This is a genomic window from Cellulomonas sp. C5510 (genome assembly GCF_019797765.1).
Classification (GTDB): Bacteria; Actinomycetota; Actinomycetes; order Actinomycetales; family Cellulomonadaceae; genus Cellulomonas.
The window spans coordinates 1091491-1110112 of the sequence record NZ_CP081862.1 but is presented as its reverse complement, the minus strand read 5'-3'; the positions used below and the strand labels follow the sequence as shown (position 1 = coordinate 1110112).

General features: G+C 75.0%; 16 protein-coding genes. 4 read left to right on the top strand and 12 right to left on the bottom strand.

What is annotated here, in order from left to right; genetic code table 11:
• Positions 1-30: 30 nt before the first annotated feature.
• Positions 31-1077: a hypothetical protein gene (locus K5O09_RS05035; RefSeq protein WP_222171720.1), complete on the bottom strand. Its 1047-nt coding sequence runs from the start codon at positions 1075-1077 to the stop codon at positions 31-33.
• Positions 1074-2705, bottom strand: coding sequence for a hypothetical protein (locus tag K5O09_RS05030; protein ID WP_222171719.1), 1632 nt, complete (start codon positions 2703-2705; stop codon positions 1074-1076). Before K5O09_RS05030 ends, K5O09_RS05035 begins: the two co-directional genes overlap by 4 nt.
• Before the next feature lie 233 nt (positions 2706-2938).
• Between K5O09_RS05030 and K5O09_RS05025 the strand changes: the two genes are divergently transcribed.
• Together K5O09_RS05025 and K5O09_RS05020 are read left to right on the top strand one after the other, a co-directional pair.
• Positions 2939-5368: a hypothetical protein gene (locus K5O09_RS05025; protein ID WP_222171718.1), complete on the top strand. Its 2430-nt coding sequence runs from the start codon at positions 2939-2941 to the stop codon at positions 5366-5368.
• Positions 5365-5838, top strand: a complete 474-nt coding sequence (locus K5O09_RS05020) for a hypothetical protein (protein ID WP_222171717.1) — start codon at positions 5365-5367, stop codon at positions 5836-5838. Before K5O09_RS05025 ends, K5O09_RS05020 begins: the two co-directional genes overlap by 4 nt.
• A gap of 56 nt (positions 5839-5894) precedes the next feature.
• Here the strand turns inward: K5O09_RS05020 and K5O09_RS05015 are convergent, their stop codons facing one another.
• From K5O09_RS05015 to K5O09_RS04975, 9 genes are all read right to left on the bottom strand, one after another.
• Positions 5895-6710, bottom strand: a complete 816-nt coding sequence (locus tag K5O09_RS05015; RefSeq protein WP_222171716.1) for an alpha/beta fold hydrolase — start codon at positions 6708-6710, stop codon at positions 5895-5897.
• Complete coding sequence (locus tag K5O09_RS05010) at positions 6707-7501, bottom strand: alpha/beta hydrolase (protein ID WP_222171715.1); 795 nt, start codon at positions 7499-7501, stop codon at positions 6707-6709. The genes K5O09_RS05015 and K5O09_RS05010 overlap by 4 nt, the downstream gene beginning before the upstream one ends.
• Positions 7502-7539: 38 nt before the next feature.
• Positions 7540-7851 carry a hypothetical protein gene (locus tag K5O09_RS05005; RefSeq protein WP_222171714.1) on the bottom strand — a complete coding sequence of 104 codons (312 nt, stop codon included), beginning with the start codon at positions 7849-7851 and terminating at the stop codon, positions 7540-7542.
• A gap of 74 nt (positions 7852-7925) precedes the next feature.
• On the bottom strand, positions 7926-9380 hold the full coding sequence (locus tag K5O09_RS05000) for a GH1 family beta-glucosidase (protein WP_222171713.1): 1455 nt from the start codon (positions 9378-9380) through the stop codon (positions 7926-7928).
• Positions 9381-9568: 188 nt separating this feature from the next.
• On the bottom strand, positions 9569-11842 hold the full coding sequence (gene yicI, locus K5O09_RS04995) for an alpha-xylosidase (protein WP_222171712.1): 2274 nt from the start codon (positions 11840-11842) through the stop codon (positions 9569-9571).
• A gap of 13 nt (positions 11843-11855) precedes the next feature.
• Positions 11856-12782 (bottom strand): carbohydrate ABC transporter permease, encoded by a 927-nt coding sequence (locus K5O09_RS04990; protein WP_222171711.1) that lies wholly within the window; start codon positions 12780-12782, stop codon positions 11856-11858.
• Complete coding sequence (locus tag K5O09_RS04985; protein WP_255596137.1) at positions 12782-13720, bottom strand: carbohydrate ABC transporter permease; 939 nt, start codon at positions 13718-13720, stop codon at positions 12782-12784. Before K5O09_RS04985 ends, K5O09_RS04990 begins: the two co-directional genes overlap by 1 nt.
• Positions 13721-13802: 82 nt before the next feature.
• Positions 13803-15110 carry an ABC transporter substrate-binding protein gene (locus K5O09_RS04980; protein WP_222171710.1) on the bottom strand — a complete coding sequence of 436 codons (1308 nt, stop codon included), beginning with the start codon at positions 15108-15110 and terminating at the stop codon, positions 13803-13805.
• Positions 15111-15183: 73 nt separating this feature from the next.
• Positions 15184-16233, bottom strand: a complete 1050-nt coding sequence (locus K5O09_RS04975) for a LacI family DNA-binding transcriptional regulator (RefSeq protein WP_222171709.1) — start codon at positions 16231-16233, stop codon at positions 15184-15186.
• A 368-nt stretch (positions 16234-16601) separates the two neighbouring features.
• Between K5O09_RS04975 and K5O09_RS04970 the strand changes: the two genes are divergently transcribed.
• Positions 16602-17600, top strand: coding sequence for a LacI family DNA-binding transcriptional regulator (locus K5O09_RS04970; protein ID WP_222171708.1), 999 nt, complete (start codon positions 16602-16604; stop codon positions 17598-17600).
• Between the two features lie 127 nt (positions 17601-17727).
• Positions 17728-18138, top strand: coding sequence for a hypothetical protein (locus K5O09_RS04965; protein WP_222171707.1), 411 nt, complete (start codon positions 17728-17730; stop codon positions 18136-18138).
• A 20-nt stretch (positions 18139-18158) separates the two neighbouring features.
• Here the strand turns inward: K5O09_RS04965 and K5O09_RS04960 are convergent, their stop codons facing one another.
• On the bottom strand, positions 18159-18605 hold the full coding sequence (locus K5O09_RS04960) for an HNH endonuclease (protein ID WP_222171706.1): 447 nt from the start codon (positions 18603-18605) through the stop codon (positions 18159-18161).
• Positions 18606-18622: the final 17 nt, after the last annotated feature.

Sequence of the window (18622 nt, the reverse complement as noted above, 5' to 3'; positions counted from 1 at the left end):
CGCGTGGACTGACGATGTCGCGGGCGGACGTCACTCGCCGGTGACGGCCGTCCGGGCGTGCTCTGCCGCCAGCACCTGGACCTGGTCCTCCCCGCCGGCGGGCGGCACGTACAGGGCCACGACGTCGGTCCAGGTGCGGACGAGGTTGCTGGACACGCTGTCGCGCCCCGCCAGGGCCACGTCGAACGGGTCGCTCAACGTGATGCTCCCCTGGCTCAGGGTGATGGTCGTGACGGTGCTCAGCTCCCCGACGACGATCGCACCTCCGTCGGCGGTCCGCAGGGCGGTCACCTCGCCGTCGACGGGCGCGACCGTCTCCGCCACGGTCGCGACCTCCTGGAGGCTCGACGCGGTCTGGTTGCGGGCCTCTGTCAGGGCCGAGCGGAAGAAGTCCTGCGGGAAGGTTCCGGCGTGCTGGGAGGCGTCGCCGTTCGTCAGCACGTCCGCGTACTGCGCGACCGCCTCGGTCGGGGTCACGAGCAGCGAGTCGTCGTCGGGGGCGACCGGCTCGCTGCCGATCGCCGGGTCCGCCGTCGCCGGCATCTGCACCGACGGGCCGAGGCGCGCCCAGCCCCACAGGCGGTACGGCTGGCGCGGACCGGTCTGCTCGAGGACGAGCAGCAGCGGCGCCTGGAGGTCCGCGGGCTGCTCGGTCACGACCATCTGCGTGCGCGGCCAGGACGCGGTGTCGGGGACGATCGTCGTCTGCGCCGTCAAGGGGATCGTCACCGGAGGGCGCTCGCCGTTCGTGGCGGCCGCGCGGGCGTACTCCGCCGTGCGGATCGCGAGGGCGGGACCCGAGAGGCGTGCCTCCAGCCCTGAGGCGTCCAGTACCTCGTCCCCCGTCGCCAGCACGTCCCCGACGGCGGCCAGGACGTGCTCGGACTGCGCCGCGGTGAGGACGGGGGGCGGGACGGCCGGGACGGCGTCGGGCGAGGGCTCGGGCAGCGGGGCGGCGCACGCGCCGAGCGCGAGGGCCGCCGCCACCGCGAGCGCCGCGCCCATCGTCCGGCGGCGAGACGGATGCGGGCGGAGAGCCCCGGGCAGGGGGCCGCGCCGGGTGGTCGGTGTGGTCATCGTCCCTCCTCCGTGGGCTCGTCGTCACGGTCACGGGCTGCGCCGCCGGCGGGCCCCGGCCCGTCGTCCGACGGGAACCCCCACATGCGACGCCAGGCGTCGGCGCGCTGCGCGGGCGACGCCGACTCGTCGGCCGGCGCCGGCGGCGTGACCTCCTGCGCGTGCCGCGACGGCGTCGCCGGCGGGGCTGCGGCCGGGGCGACGGGCGACCACGCCGTCGCGGTGGCGGCGGGCGTGGGGTCCGCGACGGCGTCGTCCCGCTGCTGCTCGGCCGGGGTCTCGGCGCGCGACCGGCGCCACGGCAGCCGTGCGCTCAGCCGACGGCGGTCCTGCCCGGGCGCACGGTCCTCGTCGCCCTCCGGTGCGGCGCCCTCGGACGCCGGAGCTCCCGGCGCGCCCGGGCGGGGCTGGTCCGGGGACGCGGGCGCGGCCGACGGTGCGGGCGCGGCCGGGCGCGCCGGTGCCGTGGGGGCCGACGAGGGGGACGCAGGCGTCGATCGGGTCGCCTCCGTGGTCCCGGTCACGGGGGCGCGCTCCCCCGCGCTGCTCCCGGGCCGGGTGGTCCCGCCCGGCCCGCCGCCCGAGGCCGCGCCGGTCTCGTTCGCGGAGTCGTGCGTCGCGCCGCCGGGGGCGGTCCCTGCCGCGGCGGGCGCAGCTCCCGTCACGGTCGGCACCGCTCCGGTCACCACCGGGATCGCCCCCGTCTCCCCGCGCCTCCCGCGCCGGCGTGCGGCGGCGGCGGCCGCGGCAGCCGCCGCCTCGGCCTCGCGGATCTGCCGCCGGGTCAGCGGTGCTCCGGTCGGGCTGATCGTGCCGAGCGCGACGGCTCCGGTCACGGGCGCGCCCTCCCCGGCGCCCCCCGTGCCGCCCGCCGGGGTGGCGGGCGCGGCGACGACCGCGATCTGGCCGGTGGCGACCGCGTGCCATCCCGTGTCCGGCCCCTGGCGACGCTGCCTCAGGATGCGGACCAGCAGCACCGCGGCGACCGCCAGCAGCAGCACGCCCGCCGCCACACCGGGCCACAGCCAGGGCGTCGTCACGGTCTGCGGCCAGGCGAGGTCCAGCACGGGGGCGCTGTCGCCGAGGCTCACCGCCAGGAGGGACCACCGGCCGTCGTGCGCGGGCCACTCCAGGGTCGCGGAGCCGTCCCCGGCGACCTCGACGAGCCACATGTCGGACCCGGTCGGGTCGGCAGCCGGAGCGGCCTCGCTCCCGGCGCCGCCCGTGGCGGACGGGCTCGGGCTCGCGGTCTCGCCCGCCGCGTCGGCGGTGGCCGTCCCGCTCGGTTCCGGGGCCGGCGCCTCGACGCTCGTCGTCGCCAGGGTGTGCCAGTCGGACAGCCCGGTCACCCGGACGTAGGGGTCGTCGCCCAGCCAGCCGAGGACGTCGGTGTCCCGGCCGACCGCCAGGACCACCGGCGAGCCCTCGGCCCGCACGGTGACGGTCACCGGGTCGCCGGCGAGCTCGAGCACACCGGGGTCGGTCACCAGGGCCCGCGTCGCGCCGCCGGGCGCCGCGGTGGCGACCAGGGGGTCGTCGGCCCGCCACACGGTGGCCGACGCGACGCCGAGCGCGATGGCGGCGACGCCGAGCACGGCGAGCACGGCGGCGATCAGTCGCTGGAGCACGCGTCTTCCTCTCGAACGTGACGGCCCAGGATAGGCCGGGGACCTCGGTGACCGGGCACGCCGGCGGGACGGGGCAGGGCACGACCGCCGCGTGCCCGGCCCTGGGGACGGGTGCCGCGGGGCGGGTCCGCCCGGATACGCTGACCGACGGACCGGGGTCGGACGGACGTCCCGAGCCTCCCGCCCGGAGGCGGTCCCCACAAGCGCTCGCGCGCTCCTGCAGGAGGAACTTCGTGGCAGACGACCGTACGCCCTTCCCGGTGGTCAACTTCCGTGGCTACGACCGCGGACCCGTCGACGACCGCATGGCCGAGCTCGAGCGCGCGCTGTCCGACGCACGGAACCAGGTCGCCTCGCTCGACGAGCGCGTGCTGCAGATCTCCGGCGAGCTGTCCGAGGCGCACCGCCAGCTCCGCGAGGCCGAGCGGCCCACCTACTCGGGGCTCGGGTCCCGCATCGAGATGCTGCTGCGCTCCGCCGAGGAGCAGTCGTCGGACGTGGTCCAGCAGGCGAACGCGCAGGCGTCGGACGCCCTCGCCCGCGCCCGCCTCGCCGCCGGCCAGCTCCGCGCCCGCGCGGAGAACGAGGTCGCCGAGATGCTCGCGACCGCCCGCCGCGAGGCCACCGAGGAGCGCTCCACCGCGCACACCGAGGCGGAGAGCGTGCTCACCGGTGCGCAGCGCCGGGCGGAGGAGCTCGTGGGCTCGGCGGAGCGCGAGGCGGCCCGCATCCAGACGGCGATCCAGACCGAGGAGAGCGAGCGCCGGGCGACGCTCGAGCGCGAGCTCGGCACCCTGCGGGCGACGGTCGAGCGCGAGACGACCGAGCTGCGCATCAGCACGGAGCAGGCGGCCGAGGCGCTGCGGTCGACGACGGAGGCGGAGACCTCCGCGATGCGCGCCGACGCCGAGCGGTACGACCAGGACCTGCGTCAGCGCGCCGACGCCGAGACGACCGCGCTGCGCCAGCGCGTGACCGCCGAGCTCGCCGAGCTGCGGACCGAGGCGGAGCGCTGGTCCGCCATGCAGCGGTCGCTCGCCGCGACGGAGATCGCCGAGGCACGGCAGGCGGTGGGTGAGGAGGTCACCTCCCTGCGTGCCGAGGCGCAGTCCCACGCCGACGCGGTGCGGTCGGCCGCCGAGCGCGCTGCCGCCGAGCTGCAGCAGCGGGTCGCCGTCGAGACGGCCGCGCTGAGGACCGAGGCGGAGCAGTACGCCGGCTTCGTGCGGGCGACCGCCGACCGGGAGACCGGAGAGCTCCGGGCGGCCGTGGCCGACGAGGTCGCCGCCGCCCGGCAGGAGTCGGAGCAGGCGCTCGCCGTCCAGCGCGCGGAGGCCGAGCAGTACGCCACCGAGCTCCGCGCGACCGCGGAGCGCGAGACGTCCGAGCTGCGCGAGCGCACCGAGCACGAGGTCGCCACCCTGCGCTCCCTCGCCGAGCGGGAGACGTCCGAGCTGCGCGAGCGCACCGAGCGCGAGACCACGGAGCTGCGCGAGCGCACCGAGCGCGAGGTCGCCGAGCTCCAGGAGGCGACGCGGCTCGACGTCGAGCGGCGGACGACCGAGGCGTCGCGCGCCGCGGAGGAGCTCCTCGGCCGCGCACGGACCGAGGCGGACGCCATGCTCGCGCAGGCCCGGCAGGCGCTCGCCGATGCAGAGCTGTCGATCGCCGCGCAGCGCGAGGCCGCCGAGCGTGCCGACTCCGACCGGCACGCGACCGCGCGCGCCGAGACGGAGAAGCTCGTGGCCGACGCCGAGGCGCACGCCGCCGACGCCGAGCAGCGCGTCGCCAAGGCCCTGGAGCAGGCCGAGAAGATCCGCGTCGACTCGCAGGCGCACGCCAAGGAGCTGCTGTCGAACGCCCGGCAGAACGCCGACCGCGTGGTGGCCGAGGCCCGCGAGCACGCCGAGAAGACCCTGTCCGAGGCGATGTCGGAGGCGGAGCGCGAGCGCACCACCGCGCAGCGCCAGGTCGAGGACCTCAACCGGCAGCGCGAGTCGATCACCACGTACCTCGACGAGCTCCGCAATCTCCTCGGCCACGACCCGGTGCCGAACCGGCAGACGCTCGAGCGGGCGGACGCCGCGCAGGCGCAGTTCGCGGCCAAGCAGGGGACCGCGCGGCCCGCGGCACGCCCGGCGCGCGGGGGGAAGGGCCGGCCCGCGCCGGTCTCCGCGGCCGCGAGCGCACCGGTGCCCGCCGCGACGGACGGCACCGCGGTCTCCGCGGACCCGGAGACGGACGGCGCGGACGGGGATGCGACCACCGGCCCCTCCGGCAGCACGTCCACGGCCGACCGCCCGACGTCCGGGCCGGCCGAGCACGCGACGACCGGTGGGCAGGAGAACCCCGCCGACGGCGAGACCCCCGCGGACGCCGACGACGCACCGGCCGGCGACGCCGGTCCGGGCGAGGCCGACGCCCGGCCCCAGGACGGGGACGAGCACGGTGCGGACGCGATCGGGGGTGCCGCTGCCGACGGCGCGTCGGGTGCCCGTGCGTCCGGCAGCTCGGCGTCCGGCAGCTCGGCGTCCGGCAGCTCGGCGTCCGGCGAACCGGCACCCGGCGAGTCGGCATCCGACGACGAGGGCGACGCCGGTTCCGCCGAGGGCACCGCGCCCGCCGGGGACGACGCCGGCGAGCCCGCCCCCGCCGACCGGTGAGCGCCACGCCCCCCGCCGACGGCCCGGACGCCCGTCCTGCCGCCGACGCGGGGTCGGACTGGCGGTCCCGGCGGCGCGAGGCCGCTGACGCCCACGAGGCAGCGCTGCGGGCCCGACGGCAGGCGGAGTCCGCGCGGGCCCGTGAGCTCATCGCCGCCTTCGTCGCGGAGGCCACCGCGCGCGGCGTCGCGCCGGAGCCGCTGCAGGCGCAGGGGTACGGCGGCCGCGGGCGCTTCCGGACGCCGCTGCGCGGGTGGTACCTGCGCCGGGACCGCACGGTCGCGGTCGGGACGGACGGCGGGTTCTACGTGCTGACCGTGCCGCCGTCGATCGGCGCGCGGCTGCGCGGGGTGCAGCCCGAGCCGCAGGACCCGCCGCTGGTGCTGGGTGCCGGTGGCAAGGACGGCGAGTCGCTGGACCTGCCGGTGGCGCTCGCCCGTGCGCTGGGTGACGCCCCCGGTCCCGTCTGACCCACCGACGCCGGCACGGTCGCGCGCCGGCCGGGCCCCGGCAGCCCCGCCTGGCCTCAGCGCCCGGCGGCCGCCCGTCCGAGCAGCTCCCCGAGGGCGGCCGCGACCGCGTCCGGGCTCTCGACCGCCGTGAGGTGCCCGGCGCCCGGGACGACGACGGGCTCGACGCCGAGCAGGTCCGCGGTGCGACGCGCCTCGGCCACGGGCGTCGGCTGGTCCTCCTCGCCGACGAGCACCAGGGCCGGCCCGGCGAGCTCCGCGAGCTGCGACGCCCGGTCGGGCCGTGCGGCCATCGCCCGCTGCGACCACGCGACGCCGGCGGGCGGCTGGGCCTCGATCCACGCGCGCACGCGGTCCGCCACCCCGCGACCCCGGGCGGCCTCCCCGAGCAAGGCCTCGGCCATGGGGAGCACCGCGTCGACCGTCCCGGACGACTCGACGGCGTCGGCGACGCGCAGCCGGTTCGCCCGTGCCTCGTCGGAGTCGGCGCCGACCTTCGTGTCGAGCAGCCCGATCCCGGCGACGAGGCCGGGGTGCCGCTCGAGCAGCGCCAGGGCCACGTAGCCGCCCATGGACAGACCGGCCACGACGGCGCGGTCGTGGCCGGCCTCCGCGAGCGCCGCGGCGACGGCGTCGGCGGACGCGTCGAGCGACGGCGCGGGCAGCGGCACCCCCTGCGCGGCGCCGAGCCCCGGCAGGTCGAGCGCGAGCACGGGCTGCGTGGCTGCGCCGTGCGGCGCTGCGGGCAGGAGCGCGGCGACGTCGGCCCACATCCGGTGGTCGAGCGGGAAGGCGTGCAGCAGCACCAGCGGCAGCCCGGTCCCGGGTCGCAGCGCGTGGACGACGGCGGTCGCGTGCGGGGTGTGCGTCATGCGTCCTCCTCGGGGGCGTTCCCGGTGGCGGCCTGCTCGCTCGGGCCGTCCCAGGTGGTCGGCAGGGGCACGGGGAAGCCGGGCCGGACGTGCCGGACGACCTCGTCGAGCACGCGGCGGACGTACGCCTCCCCCACCCACAGGTGCTTCGCGCCGTCGACGCCGATCACCTCGGCCTGGTGCACGCGCGCGAACCGCTCGCGGGCCTCGGCGGGGCGCAGGTAGTCGTCGTGCTCGGGCACCAGGACGACGAGCGGCTTGCCGTCGGCGTCCCAGGCGTCGAGGTCCGCGTCGGTGGCGCGGTGCAGCGGCGGGGACAGCAGCACGGCGCCCTCGACGACCGGGTCGAGGCCGTGCATGAGTGCGAGCTCGGTGCCGAAGGACCACCCGACGAGCCAGGGGTGCGGGAGGTCGCGGAACTCGGCGAGCTCGATGGCGGCGTGCACGTCGAGCTTCTCCGACCGCCCCTCGTCGAACGCCCCCTGCGAGGTGCCCCGCGGGCTGGACGTGCCGCGGGTGTTGAACCGCAGCACCGCGATGTCGGCGAGCGCCGGCAGCCGCCAGGCCGCCTTGCGCAGCACGTGCGAGTCCATGTACCCGCCGTGCGTCGGCAGCGGGTGCAGCGTGACCAGCGTCGCGGCCGGGGTCTTCGGCGTCCCGTCGGGGTGGACGGGGAGGGCGAGCTCGCCGACGAGCGTCAGGCCGTCGGCGGTGTGCAGCTCGACGTCCTCGCGGTGCGCGGGCAGGACGGTCAGCGAGCGGATGGCGGTGGAGGCGGCGTCGGTGGTCATCGCCGTCGAGCGTAGTCCGGGGCGCGCGCCGGCTCCCCTCACCGCCGGGTGGGCCGCCGGCGTCCCCGCGCCGACCAGCACGCCGCGTGCCAGTGCCGCCGGTCGGCGAGCGCCGCGTCCGCCCCGAACAAGCCGTCGGCCGCCCAGGCGACGACGTGCGGCGTGCCGGGCGCGATCTCCTGGTCGCAGCCCGGGCACCGGTAGGTGCGCTCGGACCCGGCGACGCGCTGCACCGTCCAGGTGCCGTCGGGGCCCTCCTCGGACGTGCGCCCGCCGCGCACGCGCTCGAGGTCGAGCGGGACGTGCTCCGCGGAGTACGGGCGCTTGCCGGAGCGACGGGTCGAGGGCACGCCCCCATGATCCCGGACGCACCCGGGGGCGGCCACCGCCCTCGCGGTGACCGCCCCCGGCGCGGCGGCGTGGGTCAGGACAGCGTCGCGGCCGTCTCCGCCGGCGCGATGGTCCGGGTGGCGACGAGGTCGCGGTACCAGAGCGCCGAGTCCTTCAGGGTGCGCTCGCCCGTCGGGTAGTCGACGCGGATGATGCCGAACCGGCGGTCGTAGCCGTACGCCCACTCGAAGTTGTCCATGAGCGACCAGACGAAGTACCCGCGCACGTCGGCGCCGGCGTCCATCGCCGCACCGACGGCGTCGATGTGGTCGTGCAGGTACTCGACGCGCGGCAGGTCGTGGACGCGGCCGTCGGCGGACACCTCGTCGGAGAACGCGGCGCCGTTCTCCGTGACCGCCATGGGCAGGCCCGGGTAGCGGCGGTGCAGGTCGAGCAGCAGCTCGGTGAGGCCCTCGGGCTCGATGTTCCAGCCCATGGCGGTGTGCGGGCCGGGCAGCGGCAGCCACTCGACGTCGTCGCAGCCGACCCACGGGCTGACGACCGAGGACTTGTGGCCGTCCGGCCCCGGGGTGCCGTCGCCGACCACCGGCTCGCCCTGGAGCCGCTGCACCTTGCCGGTGGAGTAGTAGTTGACGCCCAGCAGGTCGATCGGGACGCGGATGAGCTCCAGGTCCCCGTCCTGCACGAACGACCAGTCGGTCAGGTGCGCGGTCTGGGGCAGCACGTCCTGCGGGTAGCGGCCCTCGAGGAGCGGCTGCAGGAACACCTCGTTGGCGACCAGGTCGACCTGCCGCTTGGCGGCGACGTCCTCGGGGGCGTCGGAGGCGGCACGGGTCACGTGGAGGTTGAGCGTGATGGAGATCTGCGCGGCATCGCCGAGCACCTCCCGCACCGCCCGGGCGGCCAGGCCGTGCGCGAGGTTGAGGTGATGGACCGCGGCGAGCGAGGTGGCGGGCTCGGTGCGGCCGGGCGCGTGCACGCCGGACGCGTAGCCGAGGTAGGCGGAGCACCACGGCTCGTTGAGCGTGGTCCACACGGTGACCTTGTCGCCCAGCACCTCGGCCATCTTCCGGGCGTACTCGGCGAACCGGTAGGCGGTCTCGCGGTTGCCCCAGCCGCCGGCGTCCTCGAGCGCCTGCGGCAGGTCCCAGTGGTACAGGGTGACGACGGGCGCGATGCCGGCGGCGACCAGGCGGTCCACGAGGTCGACGTAGAACGCGATCCCCTCGTCGTTCCACGCACCGGAGCCGTCCGGCTGGACGCGCGGCCACGCGATCGACAGGCGGTACGCCTGGAGGCCGAGCTGCTGCATGAGCGCGACGTCCTCGGGGACCCGGTGGTAGTGGTCGGCGGCGACGTCACCGGTGTCGCCGTTGAGCACGGCGCCCGGGCGGGCCGAGAACGTGTCCCAGATCGACGGGCCGCGGCCGCCCTCGGTGGCGGCCCCCTCGATCTGGTAGGAGGCGGTGGCGGAGCCCCACAGGAAGTCGGCGGGGAACTGGCGTCCGGACGGACGGGTGGTCGGCATGGCTGTCCTCGAGGGGGTCGGGTGGCGGGCCGTCCGGGGACAACCCTGTCGAATCGATACGATACACGGCGTGGGAGCGCTCCCGCGACTCGTGGCCGCAGGAGCGGGTGGGCCGGTGCCGTCCGGCTGCTCCCGGTGGCGGGACGCGGCGACCCGGCCGCGCCCCGCCGCCGGACGGCGGACGTGCGTCAGGTCGCGGGGACCTCCAGCACGGAGCCGGACGCCGCGACCGGCGCGCCCAGCCCGAGGGCCAGGCCCCAGGCGGCCGGCGCGTCGCCGGTGACCTCCGCACGGACGCGGTCGCCCGCGCGGGTCACCCGGAACACCGCCTCGCCGCCCGAGGGCCGCGCCACCCGCGTGACCGAGTCGTGCCCGTCCGCCAACCCGAACAGCCGCAGGGTGACGCCCTCGGCGTGGTCGTAGTCGGGCCGGTCCGTGCGGGCGCCGACCGGCAGCACCGTGTCCGGGCGGACCAGGACCGGCAGCGAGTCGAAGCCGTGGCGCTGGCGGTGCCACCGCGGGCCGGAGACCCGCGAGCCGTCGAGCAGCGAGGTCCACTCCCCCTCCGGCACGTACACGTCCACGTCGCCCTCCGCCGAGAACACCGGCGCGACGAGCACCGACGACCCCAGCAGGTACTGGGTGTCCACCGTCGCAGCGCCGGGGTCGTCCGGGAACTCGAGCACCATCGGCCGCATCGCCGGCAGCCCGTCGGTGTGCGCCTCGCGGCCGACCGCCGACAGGTACGGCATCAGCGAGAGCTTGAGCTCCGTGAACCGCTGGGTGACCGTGACCGACTCGTCGTCGTAGGCCCACGGCACCCGGTACGACCCGGACCCGTGCAGCCGGGAGTGGGACGACAGCAGCCCGAACGCCAGCCAGCGCTTGAAGACGGCGGCGTCCGGCGTGCCCTCGAAGCCGCCGATGTCGTGCGACCAGAAGCCGAAGCCCGACGACGCGAGCGACAGGCCCCCGCGCAGCGACTCGGCCATCGACACGAACGTCGACTCGCAGTCGCCGCCCCAGTGCACCGGGAACTGCTGGCCGCCGGCCGTCGCGGAGCGGGCGAACAGCACCGCCTCGCCCTCCCCGCGCTCCTCGGTCAGCAGGTCGAAGACCGCCTTGTTGTACAGGTGCGTGTAGTAGTTGTGCATCCGCTCGGGGTCCGAGCCGTCGTGCCAGACCACGTCGGTGGGGATCCGCTCGCCGAAGTCGGTCTTGAAGCAGTCGACGCCCATGTCGAGCAGCGCGCGGAGCTCGCCCTGGTACCAGGCGACGGCGTCCGGGTTCGTGAAGTCCACGAGCGCCATGCCGGCCTGCCACAGGTCCCACTGCCACACCGAGCCGTCCGGGCGGGTCACGAGGAACCCGCGCTCCCGGCCCTCGGCGAACAGGCGCGAGCGCTGGGCGATGTACGGGTTGATCCACACGCACACCCGCAGGTCCCGCTCGTGCAGCCGCTCCAGCATCCCCTCGGGGTCCGGGAACGTCGCCGGGTCCCACACGAAGTCGCTCCAGTGGAACCGGCGCATCCAGAAGCAGTCGAAGTGGAACACCGACAGCGGCAGGCCGCGCTCGGCCATGCCGTCGACGAACGACGTCACCGTCTGCTCGTCGTAGTCCGTGGTGAACGAGGTCGACAGCCACAGGCCGTACGACCAGTCCGGCACCCGCGCGGGCCGTCCGGTCAGGGCGGTGTACCGGCGCAGCACGTCCTTCGGGGCGGGCCCCGCGATGACGTAGTAGCGCATCCGCTGCCCCTCGACGCTGAACTGCGTGCGCGAGACGACCTCCGATCCGACCTCGAACGAGACGTGCCCCGGGTGGTCGACGAACACGCCGTACCCGGCGTCGGTCAGGTAGAACGGCACGTTCTTGTACGCCTGCTCGGACGACGTCCCGCCGTCGGCGTTCCAGACGTCGACGGACTGCCCGTTCTTCACGAACGCGGTGAACCGCTCCCCGAGGCCGTAGACGTGGTCGCGGACCCCTAGCGCGAGCTGCTCGCGCACGAACTGCCGGCCGTCGGCGTCCGTGACGATCCCGACGCCGCGGGACGTCGCCCCCGTGACGACGCGCCCGTCCACCTCGACGTCGAGCGCCCACTCCCCCGCCGTCGCGACGCGGGCCGTGAGGTTGCCGGTGGTGAGGGAGGCGCGCGGGTCGTCCGCGGTGGGACCGGTGACGACGACGTGCGGGCGCTCGTCCGCGACGGCGAACACCGGGCCGCGGTCCACCCCGCCCTGGTGGTGCTCGATCGTCACGCCGAGCACCCCCTCGGCGGGCGAGTCGAGCGTGATCGTGACGAGCGGGTGGTTGAGCGAGTCGCCGCGGGTCTCCAGCCGCCGCACGCCGGCGTACGCGGTCAGACCCCGGTCGCCGACCACGACCTCGTCGACCGATCGTGGACGCAGGATGTCGACCCCGGGCAGGTTCTGCCAGTAGCCGTCGGTGAACTTCATGGATGCGCTGCCCTTACTTGACCGCGCCCGCGGTGATCCCGCGGGTCAGGGTCCGCTGGAAGATCAGGAAGAAGATGATCGCGGGGACCATCGAGACGAGCGCGCCCGCGTTCGTGGTCGGCGCGTCCATCATGCGGTCGCCCTGGAGGGAGGCGAGCGCGACGGGGATCGTCTGGGTGGCGTTGGTCGTGAGCATGACCAGCGGGATGAAGAACTCGTTCCACGTCCAGATGAAGAAGAAGATGAGCAGCACGCTCAGGGTCGGCCGCACCACCGGGAACACGACGCCCCAGAGCGTGCGCCACCGGCCGGCGCCGTCCAGCGACGCCGCCTCGAGCAGCGCCCGCGGGAACGTGCCGAGCACTGACGACAGCAGGTACGTGCCGAACGCCGCCTGGATGACGGTGAAGATGATGATGACCGACCACTGGTTGTTGGACAGGCCCACCTCCTGCGCCATCTGGAACAGCGGGTAGACGAGCACCTCCTGCGGGAGCATGTTCGCCAGCAGGAACAGCGTGACGACCCACATCCGGCCCTTGACCCGCCCGACGCCGAGCGCGTACGCCGACAGCAGCGACAGCGTCACGCCGAACACGGCCACCGTGCCGGAGATCCAGACCGAGTTGACCAGCTTCTCCGGGAAGTCCACGCGGGTCCAGAAGCTCCGCAGACCCTCGGTGTAGAACTCCGCCGGCCACGACAGCGGGCCGTTCTGCGAGTAGTCCGCCGGCGCCTTGAACGCGTTGAGCACCATGATGACGAACGGCACGAGCATGAGCACCGCGACGACGACCGCGGCGGCCAGGACGAACCAGCGGGCGGTGCCGCGGCGGTGCCGGCGGTCGGTCTCGCTGGACCGCAGCGGCGTCGGCGGGCGGCGGGAGCCCAGGGCCCGGCGCGGCGCCACGGACGGGACGGTCTCGATCGGGGCGGCCATCAGCGACCCTCCTCCTCGCGGCGGGCGCTGCGGGCCTGCAGCACCATGATCACGACGGCCACGGCGATGATGAGGACCGTCAGGACGTTGGCGATCGCGGCGCCGTAGCCGACCTTCGACTTGTCGAAGAAGTTCAGGTACGAGTAGTAGCTCGGCACGAGCGTCGAGGACTCCGGGCCGCCGCGGGTCAGCACGTAGATGGGGCCGAACACCTTGAGGGCCGCCACCGTGCACGTGAGCGTGATGACGAACGTCTCCGGCTTGATCTGCGGGATCGTGATGGCCCGGAACCGGTGCCACCAGCCCGCGCCGTCCAGCTCGGCGGCCTCGTAGAGCTCGGGGTCGACCCGCTGCAGCGCGGACATGAAGATGACGACCGGGTAGCCGATCTGGATCCAGATCAGCACGAGCATCACGGTCGGCAGCGCCGTCGTCGTGGACCCCAGCCAGTTCGGCGGGTCCGTCACACCGACCTCCCGCAGCAGCACGTTCAGGGCACCGGTCTGGGAGTTGAGGATCCAGTTCCACAGCACGCCCGCGACGGCGACGGGGAGGATCTGCGGCAGGTAGTACGTCGCGCGCAGCACCGAGGCGACCCGCGGGCCGAACCGCTTGCCCAGCACGTCGAACAGCGTGGTGGCGAGCAGCAGGCCGATCACGGTCGGCACCAGCACCATCGCGACGATCATCGCGACGGAGTTGCGGAACGACGTCCAGAACTGCTCGTCGGCCAGCAGGTCGGTGTAGTTGCCGAGCCCGTACCAGCGCAGCGGGGCGTTGCCGCCCTTCCACTTGTGCAGGCTGTAGTAGATGTTCATCCCGAACGGGATGAGGATGACGACGGTGAACGCGATCAGCCCGGGCACGAGGTACGGGAGGTACCCGAGCCAGTCGCGCGAGCGGCGGTTGCGAACCCGCGGTCGGTCGACGGTGGTCACTGCTGCTCCTCGGTGAAGGCGGCGGGAGGGTCCCGGCCGGCGCCCCGCAGGGGGACGCGGGGCGCCGGCCGGGTGGACGGGGTCAGCCCTCGAGGAGGTCCGTCTTGCCCGACTCGTACGCCGAGGACAGGCCGTCGAGCACCTCGGACGGGGTCTTCGACTGGTTGATCAGCGACTGGAACTCCGAGACCAGCACGTCGTAGAAGCCCGGCACCGGCCAGTCGGGGTAGTACGCCAGGCCGTCGTCATCGAGGATCGCCTCGAAGTTCTCCGTGAGCTCCTTCGTCTTCGGGTCGGTGATCGCGGACGAGTCACCGGCGACCGGCAGACCGCCGGCCTGGCCGAGCACCTCCTGCACCTCGGGGCGCAGGGTGATGTCGATGAAGTCGTACGCCAGGTCCTTCGCGACCGCGTTCTCCGGGACGACCCAGAGGTTGCCCGAGGAGCCCGGGTGCATCGTGTTCTCCGGGAACAGCGTCTGGCCCCAGGTGAACGGGATCTCCTCGGTCAGGCGCCCGAACCACCAGGAGCCCGAGACCATGAACGGGTACGTGCCGTTGATGAACGACACGCCCATGTCCTCCGCGGTCAGCGCGGCGGAGTCCGCCGCGACGTAGCCGGCCTTGATCCACTCGTCGAGCTTCTCGGTCGCCTGCGTGAAGGCGTCGCCGTGGAAGTCGACGTCGGACGTGAAGAGCTGGTAGTCGTCGACCAGCTCGCGGTCCGCGTAGTGCAGCACGAGCTCGTACCAGAGCTGCCCCATCGGGTACTCCGCGCCGGCCTCGGCGAGCGGCGTGACGCCGTTCTCCTGGAACGTCGCGAGGGCGGCCTCGAACTCGTCGAACGTGGTCGGCACGGCGATGCCGTACTGGTCGAGCATGTCCTGGTTGAAGTACACGCCGACGAACTCGCCGTAGTTGGGCACGCCGTACCAGTCGCCGGAGCCCATGAGGCCCTGCTCGTCGTAGCGCGCGGTGGTCTGGATGGACGCCGGCAGCGTCGAGTCCCAGCCGCGCGACTCGGCCTCGTCGGTCAGCGGGGTGATGAGGCCCTGCGACGCGAGCTGCCCGGCCGTGGCGTTGCCCTTGTTGTACTCCATGACGTCCGGCACGTCGTCGCCGGTCAGGAAGATCTTGGCGTTCTTCTGGATCTGCTCGAACGTCTGGTTCTCGACGTTCACGGTGACGTCGGGGTGCTCGTCCTCGAAGATCTCGATGGCCTTGTTCCACGCCTGGCCCATGGCCGAGTCGTCGTTCTCGTAGTGCCAGATGGTGAGGGTGTCGGCGTCGGAGCCGCCCCCGCCGCTGCTGTCGCCGCCGCACGCCGCCAGGGCGAGCGGCAGGGCGAGCGCCAGGGCACCCGCCACGACCGTCTTCCGCTGCACTGCCATCACACGTCCTCCTCGTCGAGTTCCTGCTCCGTGCTGTCCGGGCCCGGCGGTCGCCGGCCCGGTGGGGGTGTGTCTAGGGGGTGGCGCCCGCGACGGTCGCGACCCTCCGGCACGGTGCCGCGGCCGGTGCGGGCCCGGTGCTGCCGCAGTCCACGAACCGGCACGGCAGCACCGCGGGCGGCGGCGGCGTCCCGGCCCCGAGCAGCGCCAGCAGCACGTCGACGCCGGCGCGGCCGAGCTCCGCGCCGGGCGCGTGCAGCGTCGTCAGCGGCGGGACCGACTGCCCCGCCACCGCGGGCGACGACACGACGGGGAGCACCGACACGTCGCCCGGGATGGCGGCGCCGCGCAGACCGAGCTCGGCGACCACGCCGAACGTGGCGTCCTCGTTCATCGTCACGACCGCGGTGGGCGCCTCGGCGTCGGCCATCAGCAGCCGGACCGCGTCCCGCCCGCCCTCGACGGACTCGTCGGCGTGCACCTGCCGGGAGGCGAGCCCGCGCAGCCGCATCGCCCGCTCGTAGGCGGCGGCCGCGCGCACGGTCGGCCCGTGCCCCTCCGCCACCCGGTGCGCCGCGTGGTTGACGAACGCGATGCGGCGGTGGCCCAGCGCCGCGAGGTGCTCCACCGCGTCGTGCAGCGTCGCCTCGAAGTCGACGTCGACCGACGGCAGGTCGGTGTCGCCGGCCGTGCGACCGATCAGCGCCGTCGGCACGCCGGCGGCGCGCAGGCCGCGCACCCGCGCGTCCTCCAGGTGCACCTCCATGACGAGGACGCCCTCGGCCAGGCCCTGCCGCGCGACCTCCAGCACGCCGGCCTCGTCGTCCACCGCGAACGGCCAGAGCACGAGCTGGTACCCGCGCTCCTGGGCGCCGGCCGCGGCGCCGAGCACGAACTCGGCGGACGTCCTGCTCAGCCCGGAGGCCCCGACGGGGTACGTGAGGGCGAGCACGCGGCTGTGGCGCGAGGCGAGGCCGCGGGCGAGGGCGTTCGGGCGGTAGCCGAGCTCGTCCATCGCCGCCTGCACCCGCGCCCGGGTGGCCGCGGAGACCGGCCGCGCGGAGGTGAGCGTCGCGGAGACGGTGGACAGGGCGACCCCGGCCCGGCGTGCGACGTCCTGCATCGTCACGACCATCGGTCTCCCCTCCTCCTTGAGCGGTGACTCTCGTCGATGAGAGTCGAAGCGCTTCGCGCGGTCGTCACTCTAGGCAGCGGGGTGCGGCGGCGTCCAGGGGTGTAGATATCGAAACGGTCACGACTGAGGTCGAAGCGATTCGATACGCGGTTGGGCGTCGTCGTGCGGAGGTTTGGCGGTCTCGCGGAGACGAATCGGACCGGTGGGGCGCCACCTCGACTCTGCACAGTCGAAGCGCTTCACCTCGTTGTTGCCACGCGCTGACCTGCGCTTTCGACCACCTCGAGCGCGCGCCGGCTGCACCACGGGAGGCCGATCGGCACGCCCCGCACCGGCACGCCACTACCCTGTGCTGCATGGCGACCATCGGGGACGTGGCCCGTGCGGCGGGGGTCTCGGTCTCGACCGTCAGCTACGTGCTGAGCGGCAAGCGCACCATCTCCGCCCCCACGCGCGAGCGGGTGCAGCAGGCGATCTCCGACCTCGGCTACCGCCCCCACGCCGGGGCGCGGGCCCTGGCCTCCAGCCGCAGCAACGTCCTCGCGCTGATGGTCCCGTTCCGGCCCGGCATCAACGTGCAGATCATCATGCAGTTCGTCGGCGGGGTCGTCACGACCGCCCGCGAGCACGACCACGACGTGCTGGTGCTCACGCAGGACGACCCGCAGGGCATGACCCGCATCGCCGCGAGCTCGACCGCCGACGCGCTCATCGTCATGGACATCGAGGCGGACGATGCCCGCCTGCCGGCGCTGCGGTCGCTCACGCTGCCGAGCATCCTCATCGGGGTGCCCGACGACACGACGGGCCTGAGCTGCGTGGACCTCGACTTCGCCGGGGCCGGCCGGCTCGCGGTGCGGGAGCTCGCCCGGCACGGGCACCGCCGGCTGGCGCTCGTCGCCGCCTCGCAGGACCGCCTCGACCACCGCGCGAACTACGCGGTCCGCATGCGCCACGGCGTGCTCGAGCAGGCGGCCACCAGCGGCGCCGACGTCGCGGTCGTGCCCGCCGAACCGACCTTCACCGGCGGCGCGCAGGCCCTCGACCGGGTGCTCGACGAGCATCCCGGCACCACCGGGCTGGTCGTCCACAACGAGGCGGCGCTCGGGGGCGTGCTCGCGCGCGCCGCCGACCGGGGGCTGCGGATCCCGGAGGACCTGTCCGTTGTCGCCGTCAGCCCGGCCGACGTCGCCGCCGCCCTGCCCGTCCCGGTCTCGATCATCGAGGTGCCCGGGAACCGCATCGGCCGGCTCGCGGTCGAGATGGCGATGGCCCGCCTCGCCGGCGAGGACCTCGCCGAGACCCGGCTCGTCGCCCCCGCGTACACGGACCACGGCAGCGTCGCGGCCGTCTGACGCGCCACCTCGCCCTCGCACGAGGGGCCGACCCCGGGCCGCCGATCGGGTGACCGCACCACGGTTCGCCCCCGTCACCCGGGTCGGCCCTGCCAGTCTGCGGCCGGGGACGAGCCGAGGAGGCGCGGTGGCACCGGTGGGACAGGATCGGCTCGGACGGCCGCGGGCCGGGCGCCGCGTCGCGCAGCGGGCCGTCACCCTCGTGCTCGGCGCGCTGGTCCTGGCCGGCTGCGGCCTGGGCAACCCCCCGCAGGCCGACATGGCGATCACCAACGACACCGACGAACCCCTCGCGATCAACGAGCAGACCAGCCCACCCCGGTACACGATCGACCCCGGCGAGACGCACGGGTTCTCCCTCGGCGGCTACGAGGGCGACTGCACACCCTGGACGCTGCACGCCACCACCACCGACGGGATCGAAGCCTCCACCGTCGGAGAACCCCTGTGCGACGGCGACCACTGGACGATCACCCAGGACGAGCTCGACACCGCCCGACAGGAAGCCGGCTCACCCCCACCCACCCCGACGCCGTAGGGCGTGACGGCGCCACCGCACTAGCCGGCGACGGCGCTCCCGCCGGCCACGGACCCGTCCTCCCCCACTGCTCCCGGCTCGTCCGCAGCCGCCCCATCGACCGTCGCTGCGCGCAGCGACCGCAGCACCAGCGCGTGCCGGAGCAGGAACGCCTGCTCGTCCAGCTTCTTGCGCCGCAGCCACCCGGTGACCTCGTCGTCGTGCTTGCTCGCGTTGCAGGAGGCGCAGGCCGGGACCACGTTCTCGACCGTGTACCGGCCGCCGCGTGCGACCGGCATCACGCAGTCCCGCTGGAGCGCCGGACCCGGCGCACGGCAGTACGCGCACCCGTCCCACGCCGCGAGCAGGGCCGCCCACTGCGCGGCCGTCAGGTCGTTGTCCACGCGGGAGAGCCGGCGCTGCCGGCGCTTCGCGTAGCGGGCGCGGGCCGCGGGGCCGGCGGGACGGAACCGGCGGGCAGGGGGCACGGGCGGCACCGTCGCAC

Coding starts and splice junctions, on each gene's coding strand:
- K5O09_RS04990 (WP_222171711.1), bottom strand. CDS start 12,782: ATGGCCGCCCCGATCGAGACCGTCCCGTCCGTGGCGCCGCGCCGGGCC.
- K5O09_RS05010 (WP_222171715.1), bottom strand. CDS start 7,501: ATGACCACCGACGCCGCCTCCACCGCCATCCGCTCGCTGACCGTCCTG.
- K5O09_RS04980 (WP_222171710.1), bottom strand. CDS start 15,110: ATGGCAGTGCAGCGGAAGACGGTCGTGGCGGGTGCCCTGGCGCTCGCC.
- K5O09_RS04970 (WP_222171708.1), top strand. CDS start 16,602: ATGGCGACCATCGGGGACGTGGCCCGTGCGGCGGGGGTCTCGGTCTCG.
- K5O09_RS05000 (WP_222171713.1), bottom strand. CDS start 9,380: ATGCCGACCACCCGTCCGTCCGGACGCCAGTTCCCCGCCGACTTCCTG.
- K5O09_RS04975 (WP_222171709.1), bottom strand. CDS start 16,233: ATGCAGGACGTCGCACGCCGGGCCGGGGTCGCCCTGTCCACCGTCTCC.
- K5O09_RS05015 (WP_222171716.1), bottom strand. CDS start 6,710: ATGACGCACACCCCGCACGCGACCGCCGTCGTCCACGCGCTGCGACCC.
- K5O09_RS05035 (WP_222171720.1), bottom strand. CDS start 1,077: ATGACCACACCGACCACCCGGCGCGGCCCCCTGCCCGGGGCTCTCCGC.
- yicI (WP_222171712.1), bottom strand. CDS start 11,842: ATGAAGTTCACCGACGGCTACTGGCAGAACCTGCCCGGGGTCGACATC.